Genomic DNA, 18,837 nt, shown 5'->3' with positions numbered 1-18,837 from the left:
GGCCGGCTGGCAGGGCACGGTGTGGTGTGCATCCTGCAAAGCCTGGAGGGATGGGAATGGGAATGAAGCCGGGGTGGCGGAAGGTCGTCGTGTGCGCGAGCAGCGCGCTGCTGGCGTGTGCCGGCAGCGTGGCGGACTCCCCCGACGGCGACCTGCCACCAGACGACGACAGCCGCTCTTCCACGATGGAGCAGAACGCGCCGGACGCGTCACTGGAAGTCGCGCCCGTGTTGGTGCTGAACGACGGGCGGCAGGTGCAGGCCGTGCCGCCCTTCGCGCCGCCTGCGACTTCGTTCCAACCGGGCTTCCATCAAGCGCTCCGCGCGTCCCACTCAGCGGGAAGCGTGACGACCTTCCGCATGCGCGTGCCGGTGGCGCGTGACGGCGGGCGCATCCGCGTGACGTTCCGCTCGGGCGACGGGAGCATGACGCTGGTGCGTGCCACCGTGGGCCGGGCGGGCGCCAATGGCGCGCTGGTGTCCACGCCGGTGAAGCTCTCCTTCAGTGGCGCGGAGGGCTTCACCGTGGACGCGCGCTCGCGGAAGACGTCGGACCCGGTGGACTTCCCGGTGGCGTTCCGGGACGAGTTGGCCATCACCTTCGAGGTCCGCGGCGCGCTGGCGGCCAGCGCCATCAGCGCCTTCCCAGGCAGCTTCGCGCGCGCGGGGAACCATGCGCTGGTGACGGGCGCGCTGGGCGGCACCCTGTTCGACCGCGCCGTCGGCGTGGCCACCGTCGACGTGGAAGGCCCCACGGGCCGCGCCTTCGTGGCCATTGGCGACAGCATCACCGAGGGCTACATCGACACGAAGAATGACACGCGCAACGCCTGGCCCGCCAAGGTGGAGGCCGCGCTGGGTGTGCCCGTGGTGAACGCGGGCGTGAGTGGCCAGGGCTTCTACGACGCGCTGGCGCTGCTCGACGGCGAGGTGCTGGCGCTCCAGGGCATCACCGACTGCATCGTCCTGCTGGGCACCAACGACCTGGGCGACAAGAACTCCCTGTCCGTCATCCAGGCGCGGATGAACACGATGCTGGGCCGGCTCGCGCCTTTCTGCCGCACCTGGGTCAGCACCCTGCTGCCCAAGGAGAAGTCGAACTACGCGCCCTACGAAGTGGTGAAGGCCCAGCGGCTGGAGCTCAACACGTGGCTCCGCGGCGGCGGCGGCGGCCCGGACATCATCGACCTGGAGGCGGTGACGCGCCAGCCCGCGAACGTGCACCTGTTCCTCGACGGGCTGGAGGTGGACGGCATCCACCCCAGCATCGAAGGCCACCGGGTGATGGCGGACGAAGTCGCGCGCGTGCTGCGCGAAGAGGGCGGCCTCTAGCCGCGCCCCCGCGCTCAGCCCTGGCGCGAGCCGAGCACCCCGTGGAGCACCAGCAGCTCCGCGAGCCCCGGCGGCGCCAGAATCCAGTCATCCTCCGTGGGCACCCAGCGCACCGGGGCCCCGGCCCCCTCCAGCAGGCGGTTCACCTGAAGGAGCAACGGCTCGAACGTGGAGACGGGGGCCTCGCGGCGCCCCTCCGGTGCCGGCACGTCGTGCCCACCGGGCTCCAGGCGGAAGGCGGCGCGGCCAGGCTGGGGCGTCACCTCGAAACCGGGCAGGTACGGCTGCATGGCGGCCTGGAGCCGCTCCAAGAGCGCGCCGTCCTCGTAGGGGTGGGACAGCTCCCAGTCGAAGAAGGTGGGCAGCTGCGCGAGCAGCTCCAGGTGCAGCGGGTTGGCGCGGCTCTGCCGCCAGTGGTGCTCGGCCAGGTCATAGGCCGTGGCGGGCACGCGCAGCTCGTACTTCTCCAGCTTCGCGAGCAGCTCGCCCATCCGCTCCACCAGGTCCGCGGGCGGCTCGGCGCGGGACACCCAGCCCCAGTCCGCCACCGACTGCCCGCGCCGCTGGCCTTCCACCCGGTCCCCCTCACGCAGTTGGAGCTGCGGCTCCGGGGCCTCCTCCTCCGGGTACAGCCCCGCGTGCAGGAGCGGCCCGCCTGATTCGGGCCGCAGCCGCGCGAAGCGGTGCGCCGGGTTGACCTCCACCACGCTGAACGTCTCCCTGGCCATCGCCGTCTCCTCGGATGTCCGACGTCGCGGAGCCTACCCGGTGTTGCGCATGCCGGCGGCGATGCCGTTGAGCGTGAGCAACAGTGGACGATCCACCTCCGCCTGGCCCTCGCGCTTGCGCTTGAGCAGCTCCACCTGGAGGAAGGACATGGGGTCCACATAGGGGTTGCGCAGGGAGATGCTGCGCTGGAGCTGCGGGTTGTTGTCGAGCAGCTTCGACTCGCCCGTCAGCTGCTTCACCTGCCTGCGCGTGCGCCGGTGCTCCTGTTGGATGCGCCGCCACACCGAACGGGTGGCGGGAGGCGCCAGCGACGCGTAACGCCCGGCGATGGCCATGTCCGACTTCGCCAGCACCATGGTGACGTTGTCGATGACGGCGCGGAAGAAGGGCCACTCCTGGTACATGCGCTTGAGCTGCGCCGCCCCGCCCTCCTCCTTCGAGAAGTCCTCCAGCGCCGAGCCCACGCCGTACCAGCCCGGGAGGATGGCCCGGTTTTGCGTCCAGGCGAAGACCCACGGAATCGCGCGCAGCGTGTCCAGGCCTCCCGCCTTGCGCTTGCTGGGGCGCGAGCCGATGGGCAGCGACGCAATCTCCTCCACCGGCGTCGCGGCGGTGAAGAACTCCAGGAACCGCGGGTCCTCCCACACCAGGGCGCGATACGCCTTGCGCCCCGTCTCCGCCAGCGTGTCGAACACGGTGCGGAAGGCGCGCTCGGCCTCGGGCTCCGGCCGCGGCTGCGCATCCAGCATGTGCAGCAGCACGCCGCCCAGGATGAGCTCCACCGTGCGCCGCGCCAGCTCCGGGCGCGCGTACTTGTGGTCCAGCGCCTCGCCCTGCTCCGTCGCCTTGTAGCCACCCGCCACCGCGCCCGGCGGCAACGCGAGAATCGCCTCCTGCGCGGGACCACCGCCACGCGCCACGGACTCGCCGCGGCCGTGGAAGAGTCGCAGCGGGACGCCCGCCTCGCGAGACACCTCCGTGAGCGCCACCTGCGCGCGGTACAGCGCCGCGCTGGCCGCCAGGAGCCCCACCTCCTTGCCGGAGTCGCTGTAGCCCACCATCACCTCCTGGCCACCGCGCACGTCCAGGTGCTTGCGGTACTCCGCGTCCGCGAAGAGCGTACGCAGCACGTCCGGGCCCGAGTCCAGCGCGCCCAGCTGCTCGAACAGCGGCACCACATCCGCCGTGGCGCAGCCCCGCTTTTCGTCCCACAGGCCCGCGTGCTTCAAGCAGCGGAAGGCCGCGAGCACGTCCTCGGCGGTGCTGGCCATGCTGAGGATGAGCGTGCGGCACGCGGGCTCACCCGACTCCGACTGAGCCTCCTTCAGCCGCGCCAGCACTTCCAGGAGCCGCGCCCCACCTTCCGTCGGCGCCGGGCCCCCGTTGAACGAGCCCGCCGCGCTCACCGCGTCCTCGGCCGGCGCGCGCACCTCCAGCTCCGCCAGCGACAGTCCCAGCGCGAGCACCCGCTCCCGCACCTGCCGCACGTCGCGAAGCCCCGCGTGCGTGCCCTTCGACGCCTGCAACGCGCGGCCCAGCACGTCCAGGTCCGCCAGCAAGGACTCCGGCGTGCGGTAGGCGCCCTGCGGCATGGGGACGCTCGCCCCGGCGCGCTGCTGCGTCACGTAGTGGAGCGCACGGCGCAGCCGCTCCTCCATGAAGCGCAGCTTGTGCCGCAGCGGCTCGCCCGGAGTCCGGGGGCCGTGGCGGCGCTCGGTGTCGGGCAGCTCCGCCGCGTCCTTCGCCACCGAGCGCAGCAGCTCCTCGGACGGCTTCGCGTGACGCGCAGACTGGGACAGCCGCCCGCCCAACCGCTCCAGGTCAAGCAGCAACCGCCGCAGTCCACGGGCCCGGTGGGCGCGCAGCGTGTCCGCGAACACGTCGGGCGTCACCAGCGGGTTGCCATCCATGTCCCCGCCCACCCAGGAGTGGATGCGCACGGGCGTGTCCACCGGCCCCAGCGGCTCGCCGTAGGCACGCTCGAAGGCCCAGTCCAGCAGCTCGGGGAGCAGCGACAGCTCGTCGGCGAGCACCTCCTCCACGTACCAGAGGACGTTCTTCACCTCGTCACCCACGGTGGGGCGCTCGCGGCGCAACTCGTCCGTCTGCCACAGGAGGGTGATTTCCTCGCGCAGCAGCGCCAGGTTCACCGAGGACTCGCGCGGCGTCAGCTCGCAGCGGTCCCGCTCCTCCAGCAGGCCCGCCATGCGGTAGAGCTTCTCCAACAGCGTGCGGCGCACGGCCTGCGTGGGGTGCGCGGTGAGCGTCAGCGTCACGCGCATGGTGCGCATGGCCTCTCGCACGCGCTCCGCGGGGATGCCCGCGTCCTTGAGCACTTGCAGCGTGGCCTCCAGCGAGCCGCGCTGGGGCCTGGCGGACGCGACCTCCGCGTGGGTGCGGGCGCGGCGGATGCGGTGGTGCTGCTCCGCCAGGTTCACCAACTGGAAGTAGACGGAGAAGGCGCGCAGCACCGGCTCGGCCCGTTCCAGCGGCAGGCGTTGGAGCACCTCCGCCAGCTCGGCCGCCACCGCGCGCCGGCCGGCCATGGGGCCCCGGCGGCGCTGGATGGCGAGGCGGCGCACTTCTTCTTCCAGGTCGAAGAGCGCCTGCCCTTCCTGTTCGACGAGGACTTCTCCCAGGAGCCGGCCAAGCAGGCGGACATCCCGGCGCAGCGGCTGATCCACGGCACGCAGTCGGGCCATATGCTGCGACGGTAGTCGCTGAGCAGCGAACTGGCCCGCATTTCCGCGCGAGAAAGTGACGTGCGCCCGCGAATCACGGCGATGCGTCCGTCATTCCCGACCGACTCGGCCCTGAAGCGCGCCAGCACGCGCCACCGCCCGAAAGCCACCCGGCCCCGTGGCTCCTGAGCCACACACCCGCCCGGTCCATGCCTTGCACAACAGCCCTCCCGTGGGCCGCGAACGACACCGCGGCCGAGGAGCTTGTCGCCATGTGGACGATGCGGGGGTGGAAGGTGACGTTGCTGTGCGGCTGGCTGGCCGCGCCGGTGGCCCTGGCCGAGACGGCGGTGCTCGACGGGGTGCCGAGGGAGGCGAGGGCCGCGCGTGGCGCGGAGCTGCTCTCCGCCGAGTCGATGTTCCCCGACGCGGGCCCAGGCGAGGTGGACGGCCCCGTCCTTCGCTACGCGGAGCCGGTGTCCTGCCCCGCTGCGCCCGAGGGCCGGGTGTGGGTGGCGGAGACGCAGGCGTGCGACGAGGCCGGCTGCGAGTCGCTCACGACGGTGTGGGCGGGCTCGTGGACCGTCGAGGACGCGGGGCTGGAAGTGCGCTGTGAGACGGACCGCGTGGTGCTGGCCGCGGGCGAATGGCGGATGGTGCTCACGCCAGGCGCGGGCGGCGGGCTGGAGGTGACTGAGCTGACGCCGCCGGAGCCCGAGTCGCTGTCGGCGGCGCGTCCCTCGGAGACACCGGCCTCCGAGGACTGAGCCGGGCTACACGCCGATGCGGCGGAGCATCAGGATGGGGCCTTCATCCAGGCGCCTGTCCCGCAGGTCGATCTCGCAGTCAATCATCCAGTCGCCGTGCCCTTCCGGGTCGATGATGCGCTGCTGGGTCTCCCACAGCCGCGTGCCTGACTCCTTCAAGAAGGTGTTGGCGGGCTTGCGCGCCTGGGGCGTGAGCACCACGACCTTGTGCTCCTCGAAGTACGGCGCCATGGCCTGCTCCAGCTTGGGGGCCGTCCATTCGCCCAGCGCGTTGTCCAGCATGGCCAGCGCGTCCATGTAGCGCTTCTGGCCCAGCGCCTTGAGCAGCCGGTGCAGCTCCTCGCGCACGCGCGCGGCGAAGGCCTTCGGGTCGTCGGTGAGCTCCTTCGGTTTGAGCTCCACCACCGGCTTCGCCTCGACGGCGGCGTCCGGGTTGCGCATGCGCTCCCACTCATCCAGCAGGCTGGAGTCCACCTGCCGGAGCGTGGCGCGCAGGTGGTCGATGAAGTCCTCCACCTCCTCCGTGCGGAAGCGCTCCGGCACCGTCTGGACCAGCGTCTTGTACGTGTCATTCACGTACCGCAGCAGCACGCCCTCGCTGCGCTGCAGGCCGTACTCACGGATGTAGTCCGGGAAGGACATGAACCGCTCGAACATGTCCCGGACAATGGACTTGGGCCGGATGTTCTCCTCGCCCACCCACGGGTGCTTCTGCGCGAACTTGTTGAAGGTGCCGTAGATGAAGTCGCGGTTGGGCTTGGGCCACTCGAGCTTCTCGAGCTCCGCCATGCGGTCGTCGTACTCCACGCCCTGCGCCTTCAGCTCGTTGATCTTCTCGCCCTTGAGCTGGTTGAGCTGCGCGTAGAGCACCACGTCCGGGTTCTCCAGGATGGCCTCCACCAGCGACACCACGTCGAGCGCGTACGTGTCCGTGGTCGGATCCAACAGCTCCAGCGTGTCGAGCAGGTACAGCGACAGCGTGTGGTTGAGGCTGAAGTCGTGCTGCATCTCCCCCGCCACCTTCACCGTGGCACCCGAGCCGCCCTGCCCCTTCACCACCTCGATGATCTCCGCCTCGCGCAGCGTGCGGAAGTCGCGCGCGGCCTCCTTGAGGTGCCGGCGCTTGAGGTAGTCCGAGTCGTGACTGCGCTGCACCAGCGTCACCAGCCGCTTGTACCCTCCGTTGCCTTCCGTCTGGTGGTCGCTCTGGAGCAGGTTGAGAATCATGCCGTGCGACACCGCGAAGCGGGACTCCAGCGGCTCCGGCATGCCGTTCTGGAGCCGCTCGAAGGTGCTCCGGTCGTACTGCACGAAGTTCTTCTGCGGCGGCTTGGCCTTGGGCGTCTTCTTCTTGCCCGCCGCCTCCTTGGCGGCCAGCTTGATGTTCTCGATGACGTACTCGGGCGCCTGGGCCACCACGCTGCCCTGGGTGTCGAAGCCCTTGCGGCCCGCGCGGCCGGCAATCTGCTGGAAGTCGCGCACGCTCAGCGTGGTCAGCTTCTCGCCGTTGAACTTGAAGAGCTGCGTGAAGAGCACCGTGCGGATGGGGATGTTGACGCCCACGCCCAGGGTGTCCGTGCCGCTGATGACCTTGAGGTGTCCGTGCTGGGCCAGCTTCTCCACCAGCAGGCGGTACTTGGGCAGCAGGCCGGCGTGGTGCATGCCGATGCCGTGGCGCAGGAAGCGCTGGAACTCCTTGCCATAGGGCGTGTCGAAGGGCGCGTCCTGGAGCGCCAGCCGGATGGCCTCCTTCTCCTCCTTGGTGGAGAAGTCCACGCTCATCAGGTTCTGCGCCTGCTCGGCGGCGGTGCGCTGGGTGAAGTTCACCAGATAGATGGGGTACTTCCCACGAGCAATCAGGTCTTCAATCGTCTCGTGCAGCGGCGACTCGCGGTAGTCGAAGTCCAGCGGCACGGGGCGCTCGGCGCTGCGCACGGTGGCCACTTCCCGGCCAGTGAGCTTCACCAGGCTCTCCTCGATGACGTGCGTGGGGCCCAGCGTGGCGGACATCAGCAGGAAGGTGGTGTCCGGCAGCGCGATGAGCGGCAACTGCCAGGCCACGCCGCGCTCACGGTCCGAGTAGTAGTGGAACTCGTCCATGACGACGTAGTCCACGCGGGCGCTCGCGTCGCGCAGGGCCAGGTTGGCGAGGATTTCGGCGGTGCAGCAGATGATGGGCGCGTCGCGGTTGATGCTCGCGTCGCCGGTGAGCATGCCCACGTTCTCCGCGCCGAAGGCGTCGCAGAGGGCGAAGAACTTCTCGTTCACCAGGGCCTTGATGGGACAGGTGTAGAAGGAGACCTTCCCCTCCGCCATGGCCTTGAAGTGGAGCGCCGTCGCCACCAGCGACTTGCCGGAGCCGGTGGGCGTCTTGAGGAACAGGTGCTTGCCCGCCAGCAGCTCCAGGATGGCCTCTTCCTGGGCCGAATAGAGGCTCAAGCCATTGGCCGCCACGTAGCCGACGAAGCGGTTGAGGATTTCATCCGCGTCCAGGGGCGGTTCGCCCTTCTTGGGGAGCAGTGCGGCGAGCGGAGCTTGGGTTTCAGGGGTGGCCATCACCCGTGGACAATAGGCGGCGCGGCCAGCCCCTACCGGGAAAATCGCAATGGGCGGCACGGGGCGTGACGGCAGGCCCCCCCCTTCCCGCACGGAAGGGCCGGGGGGATGGCCCCCTGGAGAGGTGTCCGCGAGTCTCCGGGCGCAAGGTCCGGGGGCGCGATACCCGGGCCCCGGGCCCCTCCATACCGTTGCTCCTGGACTGAAGCTCAGGGGGTGGGGATGCAGAGAACCGTCAGACAGAAGATGACGCGCCTCAAGCGCGCGGCACTGCTGGGAGGTCTGGCTTCCGCGCCCTGCCTCTGGAGCGGCTGTGAGCAGCGACGAGCCCCCCCGGTGGACGCGGCCGATATTGCCGAGGCCCCGGTTGTCGCGGGGCTGGAAGGCGCCCCCCTCACCGACACGATTCCAACGGCTGACGGCGGGACTGCTGGCGCGGGGCCGGGCCAGGCACCAGGCCACGCCGACGCCGGCACGGGCGGTGCAGGAGCCCACGGCGGAGCCGGCCACCGGAGTGAGACTCCGGGCGCGAGCGCATACATACCCGGTAGCGGCCCGCGGGACAGCGGCAGCCGGGCCGCTGGTGGCAGCGCCCCCCGGAGCAGCGGCAGTTGGACCATGGGCGGCAGCGGCCCGCGGGACAGCGGCAGCCGGGCCGCTGGTGGCGGCGGTGCTGGCCGAGGTGGCTTCGGAGGCGGGGGCAGCCTCACGGGGGGCCACAGCGCCACCGGTGGGGACAGCCTGTCGAGCGGCAACAGCGTGACGGGGGGCGGCAGCAGCACCGGCCAGGGCGGCAGTGGCTCGGGTAGAGCCACGGGCTTGCGCAACTGAGGAAGCAGCGCGGGGGGGGCTCGGCCTCGGGAAGTGGAGGGCTGGACAGTGCCAGGGGCGGCGACAGCGCGTCCGGCGACGGCAGCGGCGAGGGAGGCTCGCGGCCCGGTGGGATGGTGGGGCGCTGACACCGCCTCACGCGGTGCACCTCACCGCCACGCGCGTTGCAATCGCGCTGGAGGAACGGCCGGCGCGCGTACCGCCTGGACCCAACGCTCCTGGAAAAGCAAACGGGATGAGCGGACCGTGCCGCCCATCATCCCGCGCGTTCAAACGAATGTGACGCGGCCTACGTCGTTGGCTGCGTCGTCTGGGTGACCGGGCCCTGCGCCCCTGCGGCCCGATGTCCTCCAACACATCGCTCACCGGCGCCATCAGCGCCTGCGGCCCGGTGCCCGTCCTTGTTCCGGCTGCCTGAAGCATGGGCCTCAGCGCCGCCGCGCGCCGGTACTCTACCTCCGGCTGGAGGGCGTGGACGGGCTGGAAGCCCAGGCCCAGATGCGGGCGAACTCGCCGGCCTGAGCCGCATCGCCGCGGACACCACGCCGGAGCGGCCTTCGGGCACCAGTCCCGCCATCGCCGATGGTGCGCGACCGCATCGCGCGGGTTGCGCCATCGGAAGCCGCGGTGCTGATTCTGGGCGAGTCCGGCACGGTCAAGGAGCGCGTGCATGGCCAGCCACAACCGCACGGCCGTCTACGAACTGCTTCGCCGCCATGGGCTGTCCCCACCGTCCACCGAAGCGTTGTCGCGTGCACATCTCGCTCGTGCTTCCCGGCCATGGCGGTGTGCTTTTGAACTGCCCAACCTTCAGCTGAACAGCAGTTGAGGGGGACAACAGTCATGCGAATCACACGAGCGATGTTGGGTGTGGCGATGGTGGGGACGGCCGTGATGTTCGCCGGCTGCGGAGAGAGCAGCGCCAGCGAGAACACACTGGGGCCCCAGCAGGCGGCCGCGGGCCATCCAGTGACACTCACGGACGGCCAGATTCTGGGCGTGCTCCTGGTGGCCAACGCGGGCGAGGTGATGCTGGGCCAGGTGGGCCAGGCGCAGGCCACCGACCCGACGGCACGTGACTTCAACGCACGCATGGTCACCATGCACTCAGACGTCATCCAGCGCCTGGAGCAGCTGGCCATGGCCCAGGGCATCGCGCCCGCGGAGAGCCCGGTGTCGCAGCACCTCCAGCAGACGGCGCAAAAGACCATCGACCTGGTGAGCGCCACGCAGGGCCCGGCCTTCGACCTGTCCGTGATGGATGCGCAGGTCGCCGCCCACGCGGGTACCGCCCTGCTGGGGGATTCTCTGCTCGCGATGCAAGTGCAGAACCCGGCGCTCAAGGATGAGCTGATGGCGATTCGGAAGACGGTCCAGGCCCACCTCCAGGAGGCCTCGAACATCCAGACCACCCTCTACAACGCGAAGCAGCCCTAGCCGCGACGCGCAGCCGTCCGCCCGGGACTCGCAGCCCTGGGCGTGACGGCGCTTCGCGCGTGACGGCTTCCGGACCATGCCCCCTGTCGCTTGGGGCAATGGCGTCGTGAACGCCCGACTCCAGCGCGTCAAAGCACCTTCACGGCCTTCACCATGTCTGGCGACAGCTCCTCGTGCTGGAGGATGGAGAAGCCCAGCTTCCTGCTGATGGTCTGCATGGCGCGGTTGCCCGCGAGGATGTCCGCGACGATGCGCTCCATGCCCCAATCCCGGCCGATGCCCACCAGCCGCTTCAGCATCTCCGCGCCCAGCCCCTGCCGCTGGACCGGGTCGCTGATGAGGATGGCGAACTCCGCGTCGCGCGTGCCTCGCAGCCGCGTGAGCCGGCCCACGCCGAGCAGCTCTCCGTCCTTGCGCTCCGCCACCAGCGCCATCTCCCGCGCGTAGTCGTTGAAGCAGATGCGGGACAGCCGCGCGTGCGCCACGCGCGTGCTCAGCTGCATCAACCCCGCGTAGCGCAGGAACACCGTCTGCTCCGACAACGTGCGGTGGAACTCCGCCATCTTCGGCTCGTCCTCCGGGCGGATGGGCCGCAGCAGAATCTCCTCGCCGCTGCGCAGCCGGTAGGGCGCCACGTACTGGTTCGGGTACGGCTCGATGGCCAGCTTCGGCAGCTCCGCCTCCGTCACCGAGGCCGGGTGCAGCACCACGCGCGCGTCCAGGGCCAGCAGCCGCTCGGGCGAGGCCAGCAACGGGTTGATGTCCACCTCCTTCACGAAGCGCTGCTCCGCCACCAGTTGGCTGAAGCGCACCATGAGCTGCTCCAGCGCCTTCAGGTCCACCGGCGGGCGGCCCCGGACGCCCTTCAACGCCTCATAGATGCGCGTCTGCTCCATCATCCGCCGCGCCAGCGTGGTGTTCAGCGGCGGCAGGCCCAGCGCCCGGTCCCTGAACACCTCCACCAACGTCCCGCCCGCGCCGAAGAGCAGCACCGGACCGAACTGCGCGTCCACGCTGCTGCCCATGATGAGTTCATAGCCATCCAGCCGCACCATCGGCTGCACGGTGACGCCGTCGAACGCGCGCCCCTGCCCCATCGCCTCCAGCCGCGTCCGGATGTCCCGGAAGGCGGCGCGCACGGCCTCCGCATCCGGGAGGTTCAGCCGCACGCCGCCCACGTCGGTCTTGTGCGTCACCGAGAGCGAGTGGAGCTTCACCACCACCGGGAACCCCAGGGCCGCGGCCTCCGCCACCGCGGCGTCCTCCGTCACCGCCAGCCGCGTCTCCACGGTGGGGATGCCATACGCGGCGAGCAGCTTCTTGGACTCGTACTCCGTCAGCAGCGTCCGCCCTTCCGCGCGTGCTGACTCCACCCACCGGCGCACCTCGCCCCGAGCGCTGCGCTCCGCCTGCGCCAACGCGGGCGTTTCATACAGGCCCGCCAGGTTGTACGTGTAGCGCCACATGTAATTGAAGATGCGCGCCGCCGTGTCCGGATAGTCGAACGTGGGGATGCCCGCATCGTTGAGGATGCGCTCCCCGGCCGCGACCTCCGAGCCGCCCATCCAACTGGCCAGCACCGGCTTGCCATGCAGCTTCGCGTAGGGCTTGAGACGGTCCGCCGTCTGCGTGGGCTCCGTCATGTCCTGCGGCGTGAGGATGACGAGCAGCCCGTCGCTGCCTTCGTCCTTGCCGGTGATTTCCAGCGCCTTTGCGAAGCGCTCCGGGTCCGCGTCGCCCAGGATGTCCACCGGGTTGCCGTGGCTCCACTGCGGCGGCAGGAAGGCGTCCAACGCATCGCGCGTGGACGCGCTGAGCGTGGCCAGCTCGCCGCCCCCCGACACCAGGGCGTCCGTGGCCAGCACCCCGGGGCCGCCCGCGTTGGTGAGCACCGTGAGGCGCCGGCCCGCGGGGCGCGGCTGCCGGGCCAGCGTCTCCGCCATGTAGAAGAGGTCGGCGATGGAATCCACGCGCAGCACGCCGGTGCGCCGGAAGGCGGCGCTGAGCACCTCGTCACTGCCCGTCAGCGAGCCCGTGTGGGACGCCGCCGCCTGCGCGGCCTGCGCCGTGCGGCCTGCCTTGATGACGATGATGGGCTTGGTGAGCGCCACCTCGCGCGCCGCGGAGAGGAAGGCCCGCGCGTCGCCAATGGACTCCATGTACAGCAGGATGGAGCGCGTCATCGGGTCGTCCGCCAGGAAGTCGATGAGGTCGCCCCAGCCCACGTCCAGCATCGAGCCCACCGACACGAAGGCGCTGAAGCCCACCGCCTCGCGCAGGCTCCAGTCGAGGATGGAGGTCAGCAGCGCGCCGCTCTGGCTGATGAAGGCCACGTTGCCCGGCCGGGCCATGGCGCCGGCGAACGTCGCGTTGAAGCCGCTGGGCGGACGCATCACCCCCAGGCAGTTGGGGCCGATGATGCGCACCTGGGCCGCCTGCGCGATGCGGAGGATCTCCTGCTCCAGGCGCTCCCCCTCCGCCCCAATCTCCTTGAAGCCCGCGGAGAGGATGATGGCGCCCCGGATGCCCAGCTCCGCGCACTCCTGGATGACGCCGGGCACCGCTCGCGCGGGCGTGACGACGATGGCCAGGTCCACCCGCTCCGGCAAGGCTCCCAAGGACGGCCAGGCCTTGATGCCCAGCACGTTGGGCCGCTTCGGGTTGATGGGGTAGACGGTGCCGCCAAAGGGGTTGCTGATGAGGTTCCACAACACGGTGCGCCCCACGCTGCCGGGCCGCTCGGTGGCCCCGACGACGGCCACGCTGCGCGGCGCGAAGAGGACGTCCAGCGGCAGCCGCGTCCGCTGCTGGTGGAGCACGTTGTAGGACGGGTCCATCTTCGAGGTACCAGGGGCGCGCGTGTCCATGGCCTCCGTCATTGCGGCCGGGCTCCCCGGGGCGCAATGGCCTTCTCGTGCCTGCCCCGTGAACGCCCCCTCCCAGGTCCTCGCACGAATGAGATAGAACTGGAATAACTGCACTCCCCGTCAAGGAACCAGGAGGTGCGCCCTGCGCGTGTCACCCACATGTCGCTCTGACAACCCGTACGTGACGCAGGTCGTTCTGACACTCGCTGACAGTTTCACTGAACAAAACTTCACCGGTAGGCAAGCATCCCACGGCCCGCCCGGTGTATACGGGGCGCCTCTATGACTCCTTCCGAGAAGCTCGTTTTCAACCAGACCGTCGAGGCGCTCTTCGTGCGCGCCCTTGAGAACCGCCTCACCCCGGCGTGCCGTGAGCACCTGCGCCGGGCGGGGTTGGAGCTCGACCAGAAGTTGGAGCGGGCCTACACCCTGGAGCAGTGGAAGGAGTTCCTCCGAATCGCCGCCGGCCACGTCTACGGCGGCGTCCCCGCCGAGGCGGCCTATTACTCGCTGGGCGAGCGGTTCATGGACGCGTACTTCGGCACCTTCTTCGGCCGGGCCCTGCTGGGCGTCGTGCGGCTGGCCGGGCCCCGGCGGATGCTGCTGCGCGCGGGCATGGGCTTTCGCGCCGGCAACAACTTCAGTGTGGTCGAAATCGTCGAGCGCAGCCCCACTTCGGTGGAGCTGCGGATGAATGACGTGCTGGCGGACCTGCCCACGTTCTCCGCGGGCCTGTTGGCGCGCGCGGTGGAGCTGTGCGGTGGGTGGCGGGTGGTCAGCATCCCCGAGGAGTTCGACGGCACCGCGGCCACCTTCCACATCCGCTGGTCCGAGGCCCCAGCCGAGGCCGCCCTCACCGCCACGGATGACGACTCGGGCGCATCCCGGCCTCGCGCGTAGCAATCCCCCGCGCGCCCCGTGGCGCTTCGCCACGGGATGCAGCGCAGCACGCCACGCTCGCAAGGCAGCCGAGCGTGGCCACGGGGACACACGGCGGCCCGCCCCCTCAGAGGGAAACGCGCGGCTTCACGGCGGCGCGCATCTGCTGGCATCGCGGCTGCAATCCCATGCGGCATCCCTCGGAGGATGGACGCATGAGCAACCCTGAAGTGGTGACGAAGTCCCAGCGCCGGATGCACTGGGGCGTGGGCGTGGCGGCGCTGGTGATGCTGTTCGCGGGCGTGGGCACGTGGCTGGTGCTGCGCCACTCGGCGGCGGAGCTGCCGCATCCGTCCATTGCGGTCATCCCCAAGCCGTCCCACCCCGGCTTGGCGCCGCGCGCGGAGCCGCCGCTGCCCTCCTCCGCGGAGATGGACGCGCTGCTGCGCGCACGGCTCGCCGGGGCGTCGCTCATGCCGGAGTTCGCCACGTGGCTGAAGGAGCAGGACCTGCTGCGCCGCTTCGTCACCGTCGTGGCCAACGTGGCCCAGGGTGACAGCCCCCGCGAAGCGGTGAGCTTCCTCGCTCCGGCCGGCACCTTCGAGGCGCGCCGCAAGGCCGGCAAGCGCGTCATCGAAAAGCAGAGCTACGCGCGCTACGACGTCATCGGCAAGGTGGTGGGCTCGCTCGACGTGGGCGCGCTGGTGTCCACCTACCGCGAGGTGCGTCACCTGGCCGAGCGCCTCCACATGGAGACGGCTCGCCCCGGAAGCACCTTCGACGCCACGCTCCACCTCGCCTTCGAGCAGGTGCTCGCCGTCCCAGTCATCGACGGTGACATCGAGGTGGTCCCCAAGGGCGCGATGTTCGTCTACGCCGACCCGAAGCTCGAAGGGCTGACGGCCGCGCAGAAGCACCTGCTGCGGATGGGACCGCAGAACCTCCGCCGCATCCAGGGCAAGGTGCGCGAGGCCTCCCAGCAGCTCACTCGGCAGGCGTCCCGCCGCTGAAGGCTTCAACGGCCCTACCTGCATGCCTTTTGCCAGCGCGCGTCACCCGCGCGAGCCCTGGCAGGATGCAACGGGGGCCATGCAGATTGCGGCGCTTCGCCATGGGGGGTGAGCCGCCGCGCAGAGGCACAAGCCGGGGGGCACGGGCGTTGCTACCGGAGGCGCTTTCCTCCGGGACGAAGCGCTGCCAGGCGGCGTGGGGGCCCGGCAGGCACCGGAGCCCCCGCGCCGGTGTCGCCCCTGCGTTCCGTGTTCATGCGCCTGCCTGTCCTCCCCGTGCTGCTGCTGTGTCTGATGCTCTCCGGCGTCATCGCGGGCGTCCTGCACTTCATGCAGCGCGACCGGCAGGCGCTGGTGGACCAGATGGCCCGCGAGCGACAGGCGCAGTTGCTGGAGGCCGTGCGCGGCGTCTCCGCCGCCCTGGAGAGCGCGGAGGAGGACCTGCGCTTCGCGGGCGAGCTGCTGGCCCAGCCGGGAACCGCCGAGGAGCACCGGCGCGAGATGCGCGCCCTGCTGGAGGCGGTGGGTCAGTACAAGGCCATCCTCGTCTTCGGAACGGACGGACAGGAACGGCTCCGACTGGTGGACCGGCGCAGCGCGGCGGCGATGACGCACCAGTTCACCGCGGAGGACCTGGCCCTCACCGTGGCGCAGGCCCGCAGTCATCCGCCGGGCCACGTCGTCTCTTCCCCGCCCCTTCCCCGCGCCCAATCGGGCTGGCTGCGCGCCTTCGCCACCGCGTTGCCGGAGGACGCGCAGGACAGCGGCGGCGTCGTCGTGGTGCTGGTGGACGCCGAGCCGCGCTTCGCCCCGCTGAAGCTGCTCGCGTCGGACTCGGAGACGCAGCTGCTGGTGCTGGGAGTTCATGGAACGCCGACGGCGTTGACCCACCCGAACCTGGCCGACAGGTACCGGCGGCTGGACACCGACGGCCACCAGACGCCCGGCCTCGCTGCGCTGGCGCGGGCGCTTCGCGCGGGCGAGTCGGGCACGCGCATCATCGAGCGCAAGGAGGCCGCCCGGCTCGGCCTGGGCGACTCGGAGGTGGTGGCCACCTTCAGCCCGGTGCGGTTCAAGAATGGCGCGGCCTGGCCGGTGGCGACGCTCGCGTCGACGCGCGTGCTCCGGAGCCATGAGCGCGGCCTGGTGTTGCGCCTGTCGCTGGCGGCGATGCTCGTCTCCGGGTTCCTCATCGCCTTCGGAGTGTACGTCGTGCTCGCGCGCAGCCGGGCGGAGGCCCTGCGGGACAGCCAGCTCCATGCGCAGCGGCTGGCCCACCTGCACGACAAGACGCAGAAGATTCTCGACAACATTCCCACCGGGGTCCTGGCGCTCTCCTCCACCCGGCACATCTCCGCCGCCAACCGCGCGCTGAGCGCCCGCATGCCGGCGGACGTCGTGGGCCAGCCCCTGACGGCGGCCTTTCCCCAGGCCCAGGCCCCCGTCATCCAGCGGCTGGAGGACCTGGTTCACGCGGCCACGAGCGACGGCCGGGTGCGCAGCCTCCACGGTGAACCGCTCTGCCTCTTCGAAGAGCCCGGCCAGTACAACGTCCACGCGGTGCCGCTGGAGCCGAACACGCCGGAGGTCCACACGCTGGTCGTCATCGAGGACCTGAGCAGCCTGCGCGCGCTGGAAGGACAGCTGCTGCGCGCGGAGAAGCTGGCCACGGTGGGCGTGCTGGCGGCGGGCATCGCCCATGAGATTGGCACGCCGCTGGGCATCGTCCGCGGCCGGGCCGAGTACGTGCAGGAGAAGCTGGGTCGCGAGCACCCGCAGGCGGCCGGCCTGGGCACCATCGTCGGGCAGATAGACAGGGTGAGCCGGACGCTGCGCCAGCTGCTCGACTTCTCCCGGCTCCAACCAGCGGACGCGCAGGCGGTCCCGCTGGAGCCCCTGGTGCACGGCGTGCGGGAGCTGCTGTGGATGGAGGCCGAACGGCGGCGCCTGAAGCTGGAGGTGACGGTCGCCTCATCCATGCCCGCGGTGGCGGCCGACCCCGACCAGCTCCAGCAGGTGCTCATCAACCTGGTGCTCAACGCGTGTGACGCGTGCGGGAGCGGCGGACTCGTCCGGCTGAGCGCGAGCATGGACACCGGAGACGCACCGGGCTCCTGGGGCATGGTGCGCGTGGACGTCGAGGACAACGGCTGCGGTATCGCCCCCCGCCACGTCCACCAGGTCTTCGACCCTTTCTTCACCACCAAGAAGCGCGGCCAGGGCACCGGACTGGGCCTGACGATGGTGGCGCACATCGTGCGCAACCACGGAGGCCGCATCGAACTGGACAGCGCGCCAGAGCGAGGCACCCGCGTCACCGTGCGCTGGCCCGCCGCTGCGCCCGCCGGAGAGGAGCGACATGTCGTCTAGAGCCAGGGTCCTCGTCGTCGACGACCACGTCGAGATGGGACAGATGCTGAAGGAACCGCTGACGGACGACGGCTACAAGGTCGACATCGCCACCGGCGGCGCGGATGCCATCGCCCAGCTGCGCGCGCGCGTCTACGACGCGGTGCTGTGCGACCTGCGCATGCAAGACGTGGACGGCTTCGACGTGCTCGACGCCGCGCGCAAGCTGGACCCGGACCTGCCCGTGGTGGTGATGACGGCCTTCGGCGGCGTGGAGAGCGCCGTGGAGGCGATGAAGCGCGGCGCGTTCCACTACTTCACCAAGCCCTTCCGGCTGGACGAGGTGCGCCTGTCCCTGGAGCGCGCGCTGGAGCAGCGCCGCCTGCGCACCGAGCACCGCACGCTCAAGCAGCAGGCCGCGGACCGCGGGGGCCTGGGCGCCCTGGTGGGCAGCAGCGCCGCGATGCGCGACCTCTACACGTTGATTGAGCGGGTGGCCTGGTCCGGCGCCCCGGTGCTGGTGCGCGGCGAGAGCGGCAGCGGCAAGGAGCTGGTCGCCCGGGCCTTGCACTTCGAGGGCACCCGGCGCGCGGGGCCCTTCGTCGCCGTCAACTGCACCGCGCTTCCACACGCGCTTCTGGAGAGTGAGCTGTTCGGCCACGTCAAGGGCGCCTTCACCGGCGCCACCACGGCCCGGCGTGGCCTCTTCGTGGAGGCGGACGGCGGCACGCTGTTCCTGGACGAGATTGGCGACATGGCCCCCGAGCTCCAGGCCCGGCTGCTCCGCGTGCTGGAGGACGGCGAGGTGCGGGCCGTGGGCGCGGACGGCTCGCGAACGGTGGATGTGCGGGTGGTGGCCGCGACGCACCAGGACCTGGAGACGCGCGTCAAGGAAGGCCGCTTCCGCGCGGACGTCTTCTACCGGCTCAACGTCGTCACGCTGCGGCTGCCGCCCCTGCGCGAGCGCCGCGAGGACATCCCCGCGCTCATCGAGCACTTCCTCCAGCAGGCCAAGGCGCGCAATCCGCGCTCCGTCGTGCAGCGGTTCTCCCCGGAGACGCTTGCAGCGCTGGGGGCCCTGCCCTGGGCGGGCAACGTGCGCGAGCTGGAAAACCTGGTGCAGCGGCTGGTCGTGCTCGGCTCGACGGAGGTGGTGGAGCTGCCGCAGCTGCGCCCCCACTTGCCTTCGGACACCAGCCAGGAGAGCCACCCGCTGGCCGCGGCACAGCGCACCATCGTCCCCTTGCGGCAGTTGGAGACGGAGTACATCGCCTGGGCCGTGGCCCGCTGCGGAGGCAACAAGACGAAGGCGGCCGAGCTGCTCGGCATCGACGTCTCCACCATCCACCGTCGCGAGCGCGCGGAAGGCAATCCGCAACGCTGACCTGGGCACGCTGCAA

At 70.8% G+C, this 18,837-nt stretch carries 12 protein-coding genes; 8 read left to right on the top strand and 4 right to left on the bottom strand.

Annotation, left to right across the window (positions count from 1 at the left end; genetic code table 11):
• The first annotated feature begins 56 nt into the window (after window positions 1-56).
• Window positions 57-1,331 (top strand): SGNH/GDSL hydrolase family protein, encoded by a 1,275-nt coding sequence (locus HNV26_RS17225; protein ID WP_171439548.1) that lies wholly within the window; start codon window positions 57-59, stop codon window positions 1,329-1,331.
• A 14-nt stretch (window positions 1,332-1,345) separates the two neighbouring features.
• On the opposite strand, the gene HNV26_RS17220 is transcribed toward HNV26_RS17225, so the two are convergent.
• Together HNV26_RS17220 and HNV26_RS17215 are read right to left on the bottom strand one after the other, a co-directional pair.
• A complete protein-coding gene (locus tag HNV26_RS17220) occupies window positions 1,346-2,059 on the bottom strand; it encodes a hypothetical protein (protein WP_171439549.1) in 714 nt (237 codons plus the stop codon).
• 33 nt (window positions 2,060-2,092) lie between these two features.
• Window positions 2,093-4,762: a phosphoenolpyruvate carboxylase gene (locus tag HNV26_RS17215; RefSeq protein ID WP_171439550.1), complete on the bottom strand. Its 2,670-nt coding sequence runs from the start codon at window positions 4,760-4,762 to the stop codon at window positions 2,093-2,095.
• A 251-nt stretch (window positions 4,763-5,013) separates the two neighbouring features.
• Here HNV26_RS17215 and HNV26_RS17210 point away from each other — a divergent pair, with 251 nt between their 5' ends.
• A complete protein-coding gene (locus HNV26_RS17210) occupies window positions 5,014-5,508 on the top strand; it encodes a hypothetical protein (protein ID WP_171439551.1) in 495 nt (164 codons plus the stop codon).
• A gap of 6 nt (window positions 5,509-5,514) precedes the next feature.
• Here the strand turns inward: HNV26_RS17210 and HNV26_RS17205 are convergent, their stop codons facing one another.
• On the bottom strand, window positions 5,515-8,064 hold the full coding sequence (locus HNV26_RS17205) for a DEAD/DEAH box helicase (RefSeq protein WP_171439552.1): 2,550 nt from the start codon (window positions 8,062-8,064) through the stop codon (window positions 5,515-5,517).
• 222 nt (window positions 8,065-8,286) lie between these two features.
• On the opposite strand from HNV26_RS17205, the gene HNV26_RS38990 reads away from it, so the two are divergent.
• Together HNV26_RS38990 and HNV26_RS17195 are read left to right on the top strand one after the other, a co-directional pair.
• Entirely contained in the window at window positions 8,287-8,895 is a 609-nt protein-coding gene (locus HNV26_RS38990) for a hypothetical protein (RefSeq protein ID WP_171439553.1), read from the top strand.
• A gap of 843 nt (window positions 8,896-9,738) precedes the next feature.
• On the top strand, window positions 9,739-10,332 hold the full coding sequence (locus HNV26_RS17195) for a DUF4142 domain-containing protein (RefSeq protein ID WP_253816704.1): 594 nt from the start codon (window positions 9,739-9,741) through the stop codon (window positions 10,330-10,332).
• Between the two features lie 128 nt (window positions 10,333-10,460).
• On the opposite strand, the gene HNV26_RS17190 is transcribed toward HNV26_RS17195, so the two are convergent.
• Window positions 10,461-13,211, bottom strand: a complete 2,751-nt coding sequence (locus tag HNV26_RS17190; RefSeq protein ID WP_253816702.1) for a bifunctional acetate--CoA ligase family protein/GNAT family N-acetyltransferase — start codon at window positions 13,209-13,211, stop codon at window positions 10,461-10,463.
• Window positions 13,212-13,481: 270 nt separating this feature from the next.
• On the opposite strand from HNV26_RS17190, the gene HNV26_RS17185 reads away from it, so the two are divergent.
• From HNV26_RS17185 to HNV26_RS17170, 4 genes are all read left to right on the top strand, one after another.
• The gene (locus HNV26_RS17185) at window positions 13,482-14,099 is read left to right on the top strand and encodes a DUF2378 family protein (RefSeq protein ID WP_140793303.1); all 618 of its coding nucleotides are present in this window, start codon (window positions 13,482-13,484) and stop codon (window positions 14,097-14,099) included.
• Window positions 14,100-14,293: 194 nt separating this feature from the next.
• Window positions 14,294-15,088 carry a DUF3014 domain-containing protein gene (locus tag HNV26_RS17180; RefSeq protein WP_253816700.1) on the top strand — a complete coding sequence of 265 codons (795 nt, stop codon included), beginning with the start codon at window positions 14,294-14,296 and terminating at the stop codon, window positions 15,086-15,088.
• A 255-nt stretch (window positions 15,089-15,343) separates the two neighbouring features.
• A complete protein-coding gene (locus tag HNV26_RS17175; protein ID WP_171439555.1) occupies window positions 15,344-17,458 on the top strand; it encodes a two-component system sensor histidine kinase NtrB in 2,115 nt (704 codons plus the stop codon).
• The gene (locus HNV26_RS17170) at window positions 17,448-18,821 is read left to right on the top strand and encodes a sigma-54-dependent transcriptional regulator (RefSeq protein WP_171439556.1); all 1,374 of its coding nucleotides are present in this window, start codon (window positions 17,448-17,450) and stop codon (window positions 18,819-18,821) included. The genes HNV26_RS17175 and HNV26_RS17170 overlap by 11 nt, the downstream gene beginning before the upstream one ends.
• Window positions 18,822-18,837: the final 16 nt, after the last annotated feature.

This window comes from Myxococcus xanthus (genome assembly GCF_013116825.1).
GTDB classification, from domain to species: Bacteria; Myxococcota; Myxococcia; order Myxococcales; family Myxococcaceae; genus Myxococcus; species Myxococcus xanthus_B.
Note: the sequence above shows the minus strand (reverse complement) of the source record. Positions and strands in the feature narration are given on the sequence as shown.